The following is a 10,101-nucleotide window of genomic DNA, read 5'->3' as shown; positions in this document are numbered from 1 at the left end:
CCGTTATGCTTATCCCTTTACGAACTAATAGTGAAATGTCATCTGAGTGTATTATATTAGCATGTATAAACTTTGACAAGGTTATTGCTTTCGTTAAATTTATACCTTAGTAAACTTTCCGTAACTGTTCATTCTATTTCCTTTTTTATCAATTTCACCTGTTGCAATATAACGTCGTTTTAAATCATTATTTAAATACGTGATCCAACGATAACCATTAACTGCAAATGCACCGTCATAAATAATGCTTTCGCCATTTTTTAACACACCTGTGATAGTAGCTTTAGTATTGTGGGCGGTTCTAACATTATTGCCTTTAATAGTAGAAACAGTATATCGCCCTTTTTCTTTTTTATAAGGTACACTTTTAGCATTTAGTTTATAACCTTTAGGTACTGCAACGACTTTATCTTTTTTGTGAGTAGCTTTTTGTTTACTTGCAACCACACCACCAATAGGCTTTCCATGAATAGCACCCGCAATCAGTTTTGAATATTTATCACTATTCTTTTTTATCCAATTCATATCGGATGTGTTAGTGATAAACCCTAATTCTGTTAATCGGTAATTCATATTAATTTCTGCCGATACATTTGCATTGAGTAGATCATTACGTTTAGTAATACCTCTAATTTGACCTAAATTATTTTTAATCACATCTTGTATTCCTTTATCAATACTATCTGCATTAAAGGCACTAGATATAATTACATGACCACCACTTGCACTTGAACCTGCTGCGTCAAGATGAAACTCTGCAATTAAATCATATTTTTGTTTGTTAGCCCAATACATGCCATAGTCTTTTTTATTACCTACACGAACACCATAAGCCGTATCTTGATACATATCTTGTGATTGCTTGCTACCACCATACAATGCTACTTCATGGCCTGCTTGGCGTAGGTATTTAGCAACTTGTGGTGTGATGTTTTTACGAATGAAATCACGTTCATTTGTGCCATTACCAACTGCACCTGGATCATTATATCCATGACCAGCCACGATCATGATTTTTTTAGGTTTTATTTTTTTACTAGCTTGTTTACTTTTAATAATTTGTTTCGCCTTGGTACCTGCACTAATTTTTGTAGGGAAATCTAAACGGATAAAGTACATGGGGTCATCATAGTAATGCCAACGTCTTGTAACCTTTTCTGGACCCCAACCAGGACTTACTACGCCATTAGTCCAACCTTGTCCTAGCCAATTCTGTTCTAAACATTCAAACTGTGTGAGTGTTGCTCTTGTTACAATTGCAACATGGCCTGCACCACTCCCGTATTTATCGGGAAATACAACAATATCTAATTTTTGCGGTAAGAAACTATCGTAGTTTTTGATCGATTTACCATGCTTTTTAATTGTGTTTGCATTATCAAAAGGGATATTTTTAGCATACAAACCATATAACCTTTCTCCTGTAACGGCCATAAAAAATGCATTTGCATAATCGTAGCACTGAAAACCATAACTTAAATCTGAGTTGTATTGCTTGCCTTCCGAATTATCAAGCCATTTTTCAGCTTGTTTTTTTGTCATTAACATACTATCACCTAACCTAACTCATCTAAATTTGTAGGTTGTATATCTTCGTTTTTAACAGGCGCTTGACCTGTTGCTTTGCGATATTTCTTTTCTGCTTTATATTTCTTTAACTTTTGATTTGCCCACTTACCTTCTTTAGTGGTTGGGTTATCTTTGTAAGTTGTATATAAAGCCACACCTGTTAAGATAATTGATGATATCGTTTCTTCATCCACAGGAATTGGCGATATACCTTTGTTTGCTAAAAATTGATTGACCAACGCTAAAAATAATACTACGTATCTTGCTATTACTTTAGGTTCCATTTCTTTCACTCCTTATCCAAAATAAAAAGCCGACACATAAGTGCCGACTTAAAAGAATGCTGCAGCAAAACCGATTGACGCTACTATTACGCCAAAAATACCAGTTATTACTGCACCTACAACTGTTGCGCTATAATCTTTTTTCTTTTTAATCACTTCGCTGACAGTTTCGAGTTGCTTACTGTGATCCTTTACTTGATACTCCATATCTGTGAATTTAGCCCCAAAACTACCCATGGTTTCTGATAGTTTTTCTAGGTGCTTTTCTGACTTCTTTTGACTTTCAAGAGATTGTTCTTGTAGAATGCTTTGGCGTTCTACTTTTATAGATAAGTTGTTTAAAGCATCTGTATGTTTTCTATCAACTTTATCTATCTTTTCATCAACCTTAATGTTGTTATCTAGCCATTCTGTACGCGTCACAAAATGGTTATCGTTTTCTGACAACTGCGACACCTCCATAAAATGAGATCAATATATTAATTGTGGTAAACGTCGCAAATTGTAAAGGAGTTAACCAATTAATTGCATTAAATATAGACGCCGAAGTCATAAAAAAGTAGAAAACACCGTTACCAGCGCCTCCTACTAAGCATAAGTAATTGAATTTATTATTGAGATGTTGTTTAGGTAAGCATAAAGGCGCAATAATAATATGCAAACTAAAGATGATACCTAAAACGCCCCATAGCCAAATCGGCATTATTTGATGTAATGCCATATAAAATTCGCTATCATGTAATACATCAGTTTGTTCTTTGATCCAAAAGAAACCGCGTTCAAACATAAGTAATCCGAAACCAAATAGGAAAATAACTAAAATTTTATAATTAACCGCATTTTCTTTCATATTTAAAACTCCTTTTACAAATTTAAAAGCCACAATCTACTCTGACTGCGGCTTACTTAACTCTTGATTTTCTCTATAAAGTTTTTCGATTTGAACTTGAAGATTAACGATAATTTCGTTTTGTTCATCAATTTGTTTCTTTTGAACTGCTAATTTTATATCTTTATCATCAATTTTATTATTTTCCATTTTCTAGCACCTCAATTTTCTCATTAAGTTGTTGTATCGCTCTGAATGCCCATGTAATCATTGTGTATAAATTAATGCCATCATCATTTACTAACTCATTTGGCGTTTTGTAATTTGCACCAATGATAAGGCCATTTTTAACCTTTTTCTCTTCATCTGATTTATAGTTATAGGAATATAATTCGGTATCATTAATGATTTTACTCAATACATCATCTTGCAATTTTTGAACATTCTCAATATAATCTTCTCTTGCTGCGTTATTAAAGTCCGATGCTTTAATAGGTTTATAAGCATAATTACTATTAACAACTTGTAATGCTCCGTTCACTAATGTATAAAGATTGCTTTTTGCATTGTTTTCAAATACTAAACCTATATTACTTTGACCATTAGTATTATAAGTAAGTAAACCTTTTACTCCTTTACTATTAGAACTATTTGAGAAAACGAACTCATTCTTATTACTATTCGTTTGTGCCATAGGTGTGATACTTACAGAAGCATTCTTACTTTCTATATTAATAACATCATAAGCATCTAAAATTACTTTATTACTATCAGACCTTAACGCAACAACACCAGCATTAGAATTTAATGTAACGCCTCTTGCGTTAGAATAAGTATCATCGAAAAATTGTAATGTCCCCGATTTGTTAGTCTGATCACCATCAATGTAAGTAGAAATGCCAAAATCAGCTAAGTAAAGCGATTGATTATATTTAGTATTTTTTAAATTAAGATATCCATCTTTTAATTGAGTATATATATTATTTGATGTTGTTTTATTTTGCCATGTCCGTTGATAAGAACCATAAGATGATAGATAGTTAGACGCTATTTTTGTATAACTATCATTGTTACCACCTTTAATATCAACTAAATTAGTATCTATAGTACCTAATGAAATCACGTCAGCATTAATACCTTGAGCAGTTAAGACATTTTTATAAGTGTTACCACCATCTTTAGATGTATATATTCCTAAGTTATTATAAGTTATAATATTATTTTTATTTTGTTTATCTTGCGAATGTATGCCTTTATTATCAAAAATAAGTTCAGATGTAACGTTTTGAATTTTCTTGACTGATGCTTGACTACTTACGCTCATAGCAGTTTCAGGTAAAGTTTTTTTTCCAGAAACTACATCACTGACTGTTGAAATTGTAGTATTGAAATCAGAACTATAAGTATCTGCTATGTCTTGATTACCGAAAGTTAATTTAGTTTCAACTAACATTTCATCCCTAATAAAAGTCCGTTCCATTTTAATTACCCGAACTTCCATATTCAATCCTATTCGGTCATCTACTAAAAACACACGATCACCTAAATATGCATGTGAATATTTATATCCTTGGTCTACTAAAGCTGTTATATTAGCTGAAAATGAAATACTCAAACTGTTGTCTACTGTATCTTTCATTTTTTGTATTAATGTTTCTTCTTTCTTGATACGTCCATCTTTAATAGGTGGAGCAACTCTATTACCCAATAATTTTGCTAACGGATGTATATATGGGTTGTTTTGCATAGTTTTAGGGTTTAGTTTTGCTTTTTTAGTTACGTCTACTGTTTCATCTTCTTCATCATCTGAATAGTCACCATAACCTTCAATATAAGTATATAATTCACTTGCATCCACTTCTTTGGAAATATCGTCTGAGTTTAAATGATATTGGTATTGAAAATTGCTATCTATACCAATCTTATCGTGGAAATACATTACTTTATCTTTAATGGAAATTTCATAGTTATATCTTTCAATAAATGTTTTTAAAACTTCAAGTTTAGTAGCTCCTTCACCTAAACCTTCAAATTGCTCAGAATATCTGGGTACAACTAATTGATAAGTGAAAGGTGTGTTTTTAAAAACTAAATCCATTGCTTCGTTTACTGTCAAAGAACCGTCTACACGTTCAATTATTCTGGTAGAATTTAGATAATCAAGCATATACAATATACCAACACAACTAATTTTTAACTTATCACCGTAACCGATCATTGTACTTGAAATCACTCGATATTCATTGACTCCAAACCCGATAATCCACATTTTTAAATCATCTTTTTTATCTAAAAAATGTTTATTAACATTAGTATATTCAATTTCAACATCAATACGTTCATCACCATTAATTTCAATTTCGTGCTTAACTTCGCCCTCCATCATATATTCGTTACCTTCTAAATCTCTTATGAACACTTAATCACCTCCAAAATAAAAAGGTTAGCTATTAAGCTAACCTCTAAATTCTTAATAATCTATCATAAACTAAATTACTAATTGCAAAGCCACCACTTGCATTTGGATGTATTCCATCTTTGAACATTAATTCATTCGCATTTGTGATATTAAAATCCCCTAAACACTCTAACAAACTAATGTAACCTAAGTTGTTATCTTTTGCTAACTCAATTTGAACTTTAGCATATTCTTTCATTGAGTATTGAGTATTGGATAAATTGTTACCGCTAGGAGTTATTAAAAAGATACTTGCGTACGGTTTAGCAGTTTTTATTCTCTCAATTACTTCCTGCATTGATTTTTTGTGTTCTTCCGGACTAATATTTTGAGCCATATCATTTGTGCCTAATAAAACACCAAACGTGTTGGCTCTACAACGTTTAAGTTGTTTAATGTAGTTATCACGATCTGTACTTTCGATATGTTTTGCTTTTAAACCACCATTACCGATTTTGTGGACTACGACACCTTTATCTCCTTTATACGCATATGATCCAATAAATGTAACTTTATCACTTACAATCTCAATGTTAATTGTGTGTTTGCCTAATTTTAAATCAATGGGTGTAACTTCCTGCTTGCTAGCATCAATCGTTACCCAATCACCATCATCAACGTTGTAACGCCATTGACCTGTGTTTAACGTGTGTATTTCGTAAAAATCTAACTCTTCGTTAAATGTCACTTTGATACTATCTCCTGCAGTGCTACTTTCAACCATTGCACTATCCAACCCTTTAGATTGTTCGATATTATACTTCGAATCATCGTATTGCGTCCAGTTTCCATTTAACGACACATTTACCAAGCCGTTACCTACATGATTGTTTGCAAAACTTACAAAGCCGATACCACCGTCACCGTAAATATTTGATATCTTATCTTTTAATGGTAATGTTAATCGTTCACCTTTTCTAAACTCTCCGCCTTCGACCCAGCTATCACCAATAAAGGCAATTTCTAATCTATTATTTATTTTAGGGTTTTGCGCTTTAGCAACATCTGCTACATAAGTTTTTAAATTAAATTTACCATAAACACTCAAATCATCTTTAGAGTTATCAATCAAAGCAGGATCTAATACTGATTTATATTCGATATAATTATTAGGTTGTGAATTACCTTCTACTATCATAAAAGTACTCATTTCTGAAGGTTGCAACGATACTCTCACATACTTTGCGTTATCAGGTGTTGTAAAGATGTTATCTGAAACCGTAGTAGTATTAATAAACGTTTTATTACTATCATAAAAAGCATATAAATTACGATTATTAGTTTTATAGTATTTTGTGTTAGATTTAACGGGTACATAATCTGACGCATTCCAGTTATCATTTGCAGATAGAGCACCATTCGTGGGGTTAACATAATAACTTTTAGTAATTTTGTTCTTATCAAATAGATTTTCTGATTTTTTTATAATCGTTAATTTATCTTCATTTACAGAGTTATTTTTTAAATTTTGCCCCGATAAAGTACCGTTTAAATCGTCGAATGAAACATCTAAATATTTTGAAGGTATGCTCACATAATAAGGTTGATATGTGCTAGGAAGTGTGTTGCCTTTAACAAACATAACAGTGTTTTCAGCCCCTTTGACAAAAGTAAATCGTACAAAGCTTGCATTTGTGGGTGCTGTAATTGTTTGTGTAGAATAGGTATTTGTGTGGATATATTTTTTTGCACTATCATAAAATGCATAGTAAGCAAAAGCGTTGTTTTTAGTATAGGTTTGTCCCCCATCAATTTTGATGAAATCACTAACTGAATAAGAAGTGTTTGCTAATGGTTGGCCGCCATTGCTATCATTTACATTATTAATATAGTATCCATTTGTTATTGTTAGCTTATTAAATAAATTTACACTTCTGTTTGTAAACATCAATTTTTCGATCGGTATACTATAATCTGTAGGTATGGCGTTAACATTAGCGTTACCTGCAATTGCTTGGATAACCTCATCTGACAAATGACTTAGACCTATTTTACCAAGATTATAATTAATATCGTTTACTGTTAAACTTCCCTTTTTAACCAAATCATTTAATGTGATTTGTAAATCTGCAAACTGAGATGCGGTCAATTTACCATCATTAACCAAAGTTAACGATAAATTTTTTAATGTTGTTACCAAAGTATACAACTCTGTAAAATTATTATTAACACTTAATAAGTTATCTCTATCCCATAAACTGTATATAACTCTTCTCCCCATTTATATCACTCCTATTTGTATAAATATCTAAAATCAAAATTAGTTTTTGAAAAAGTTCCATTACTGATTTTTATTTCATTTGCTCCTGGCTTTAATTTGATGAAAGCTCGGTTAGTATCTCTTAATCGGTTATCATCTGCCACTGTTATTACGGGACCATTTAAAACAAGATTTTGATTATTTACTTCTTTATTAAAAATGAAACGATCGCCTGTATTTAGATTTTCTATTGTGAAATTACCTTTGGTAGTTAAATTTTGGACTTCGATTTTTAAATACATATTCCGGTAATCAATCGTAGTGTTTCCACCATTCCAAACTGTAAAATTATTGTCTGTAAAAGAATAATTAGGATAATCTACATTAATACCATCTGCTAATCCAAATTGTTCAACAATTGAAGTGAAGCTATTCTTTTCAACATCTTGCGTTGTATATTTTGATTGCCAAAATGGTAAACCTATAACTTGAGCTTTAACTTCTAAAGTGTGAATGTTTGTACCATTTATTCTGTCTGGCATATAAGGCTCATCTATAGCAACTTTAAGTACTCTAGTAGGTAAACGATCATCACTTATATAGAAATACGGTTGACTATCCAACATGGCATATAATTCGCTTTTCAATAACTTTTGATCGTGTTCACCGTGATAATGTTTTAACCAAAAATTTAATGTTATTTCCCTCTCTTTGTAATCAAAACCATAATTAATATTCCCTGGCACTCCTTTAATACTTTCTACTAATCTTTCTTTTTCTATCGCTGATACTAAAATATCCAGTGGTATAACACCAACTGGATATTTAATTCCATTCATTTTTATATCATGTATAGTAAATGGCAAGTTTATCTACCTCCCATTAATTTAGTTTTTTTAATTAAAGCGTTTTGCTCATTTATACTTTTATTTATCTGCTTTGAATCTAAATAAACATTTGTATCTTTATTCTCAATACCTCTATTACTTCTAGCAATTTCCATTAATAAATTAATTTGTTGCTGTTGTTGTTCAATCATTTGTAGTAATAACTCATCATTATTATTTGAATAAAGGTTATTTGGTGCTTTTAAGTTATTAGGTCGTTTATTACCTCTTGTACTACTTTTCTTATCTATATCTTGTGCAGCAAGTGCCAACATCTTCATAGCGTCATTACGTCTAGATGGATCGGTTGGAATTATCCACTCAGGATAACCGCCTTCTGCAATGTTGTACCAACCAGCAGATTTGATTAGGCCACCAGTTGCATAACCATGTCCATGACCGATAACTTGTAACATTCCAGTTTTTCCATAACGTTTTTTGGCGTAATTGATAGCCGCCATTGCGTTATCTAAACCGTTCATGATGTTACCGTGACCCGGTAGTTTGTTTGCGGCGAATGTTGTAGGTATAACTTGTAGTAAACCTCTTGCTGCGTTTGGTCCACTGTTTATATCTTGAACCTGTTGTCTTGCACCAGCGTTACCGCCACTTTCACTTTGTACTTGTCTTATCCATGCATTGACATAGTTACTGCTTGTTGGTAAACCATTAGCTTTTAATGCTTTGATAATTTCCGGACGCCACTTACTTGCTGCACGCGAGCCACCAGATTTACCTCCACCTTTTGATTGTTTTTTCAAGAAAGGCATAGGATCGATTGGCTTACCGTTTTTTCGCATTTCATAGTGTAAGTGCGGTCCAGAACTCATACCAGTATTACCAGATACACCTAAATAACTACCTGGGTGTACTTTTTTAGAGCCGTTGAAAGCAAGTTTACTCATGTGGCCGTAAATAATTTCATAAATACCGGATTTTATCCACATTGAGTTGCCAAAACCACCGTTATAACCACTTTTAGCGGTAGCTGTACCATTGTGAGTTGAATACAATTTATCGTACACATAGTTTAAATCGACCCCCTTGTGTGGATAAGGGAACGGATAACCAGGCGCTCGTCCATGAGGGCTAAATGGGAAGTTGACACCTTTGCTAATATCAACCCAACCGCCTTCACCACCACCGGCTTCATCAAACCATTCAGTAAATTTATCTTTTATACCGGTCTTTATTTTTTTAAACATCGCTTTCATCATCTTGAACGGTAATTCTGCACTTTTAGCTATACCAAAACCGTCAAGACTGACACCAAACCCTTCAAGTATCTTATCTACTAATTTACCAGGTTTGTCGAACCAATCCATAACGTCACCAATCGCGCTTTTCAACCAGTCTTTGCCTTTGCCTGCAGTTTCTAAGGTCTTACTAACTACTGCTTTACCACTATTTACTACTTTGCCGGCTAGAGCTTTAGTACCGTTTACTACATCACCCACTAGATTGTCATCATGCTTATGTTTCTTAGGTTTTTTACCCCCGCCTAAAAGATTAGACAAGGTACCACTAGCAAACTTAGGTATTGTACCCATACTAAACTGTGGTCGTGTTAACATTGCATGAGTTTGAGCACCGTTTAAGATACGTGTACCTTTTGATAAAGGCATAGTAGTATCTTTCGCAGGCGTAATGAAAGGTTTACCTTTAGGTGGGATTACTGTTTCATGTCTAAATCCACCAGGACCGTTACCTTTACCTTTATCACCCACAGTAGCTAATGTGTTACGGTTTAATTTACCATTCGTTACATAATTTTGTGTGTGAGTGCTTTCAGTACCTGTAGACAATTTTATTTTAGGCAGTTTATCCATGCCTAATTTACCTGCTACCCAATTGACACCTTCGATTAATTTATT

9 protein-coding genes are annotated in these 10,101 nt (G+C 32.8%); all 9 read right to left on the bottom strand.

The features are described from left to right. Window positions 1-99: 99 nt before the first annotated feature. Window positions 100-1,548 (bottom strand): N-acetylmuramoyl-L-alanine amidase, encoded by a 1,449-nt coding sequence (locus tag KA909_RS11280; protein WP_210130226.1) that lies wholly within the window; start codon window positions 1,546-1,548, stop codon window positions 100-102. Window positions 1,549-1,556: 8 nt separating this feature from the next. Next, window positions 1,557-1,853 carry a phage holin gene (locus KA909_RS11275; protein WP_053016446.1) on the bottom strand — a complete coding sequence of 99 codons (297 nt, stop codon included), beginning with the start codon at window positions 1,851-1,853 and terminating at the stop codon, window positions 1,557-1,559. Between the two features lie 48 nt (window positions 1,854-1,901). Next, entirely contained in the window at window positions 1,902-2,300 is a 399-nt protein-coding gene (locus KA909_RS11270) for a DUF4060 family protein (RefSeq protein ID WP_210130225.1), read from the bottom strand. Next, window positions 2,284-2,703 carry a hypothetical protein gene (locus tag KA909_RS11265; RefSeq protein WP_210130224.1) on the bottom strand — a complete coding sequence of 140 codons (420 nt, stop codon included), beginning with the start codon at window positions 2,701-2,703 and terminating at the stop codon, window positions 2,284-2,286. The genes KA909_RS11270 and KA909_RS11265 overlap by 17 nt, the downstream gene beginning before the upstream one ends. 36 nt (window positions 2,704-2,739) lie before the next feature. Beyond that, entirely contained in the window at window positions 2,740-2,892 is a 153-nt protein-coding gene (locus KA909_RS11260; protein WP_204185421.1) for a hypothetical protein, read from the bottom strand. Then, entirely contained in the window at window positions 2,882-5,101 is a 2,220-nt protein-coding gene (locus KA909_RS11255) for a phage tail protein (RefSeq protein WP_210130223.1), read from the bottom strand. The genes KA909_RS11260 and KA909_RS11255 overlap by 11 nt, the downstream gene beginning before the upstream one ends. A gap of 43 nt (window positions 5,102-5,144) precedes the next feature. Beyond that, the gene (locus KA909_RS11250) at window positions 5,145-7,361 is read right to left on the bottom strand and encodes an SGNH/GDSL hydrolase family protein (RefSeq protein WP_210130222.1); all 2,217 of its coding nucleotides are present in this window, start codon (window positions 7,359-7,361) and stop codon (window positions 5,145-5,147) included. An 11-nt stretch (window positions 7,362-7,372) separates the two neighbouring features. Beyond that, the gene (locus KA909_RS11245; RefSeq protein WP_210130221.1) at window positions 7,373-8,206 is read right to left on the bottom strand and encodes a phage tail domain-containing protein; all 834 of its coding nucleotides are present in this window, start codon (window positions 8,204-8,206) and stop codon (window positions 7,373-7,375) included. A 2-nt stretch (window positions 8,207-8,208) separates the two neighbouring features. Continuing rightward, window positions 8,209-10,101, bottom strand: a 1,893-nt coding sequence (locus tag KA909_RS11240) for a peptidoglycan DD-metalloendopeptidase family protein (RefSeq protein ID WP_210130220.1), incomplete at its 5' end; no start/stop codon positions are given.

The sequence above is a fragment of the Staphylococcus sp. GDX8P54P genome (genome assembly GCF_017893165.1).
GTDB lineage: Bacteria > Bacillota > Bacilli > Staphylococcales > Staphylococcaceae > Staphylococcus > Staphylococcus borealis.
The sequence above is the reverse complement of the archived record's forward strand: the minus strand, read 5'-3'. Positions and strand labels throughout refer to the sequence as shown.

Coding starts and splice junctions, on each gene's coding strand:
- KA909_RS11280 (WP_210130226.1), bottom strand. CDS start 1,548: ATGTTAATGACAAAAAAACAAGCTGAAAAATGGCTTGATAATTCGGAA.
- KA909_RS11275 (WP_053016446.1), bottom strand. CDS start 1,853: ATGGAACCTAAAGTAATAGCAAGATACGTAGTATTATTTTTAGCGTTG.
- KA909_RS11250 (WP_210130222.1), bottom strand. CDS start 7,361: ATGGGGAGAAGAGTTATATACAGTTTATGGGATAGAGATAACTTATTA.
- KA909_RS11260 (WP_204185421.1), bottom strand. CDS start 2,892: ATGGAAAATAATAAAATTGATGATAAAGATATAAAATTAGCAGTTCAA.
- KA909_RS11265 (WP_210130224.1), bottom strand. CDS start 2,703: ATGAAAGAAAATGCGGTTAATTATAAAATTTTAGTTATTTTCCTATTT.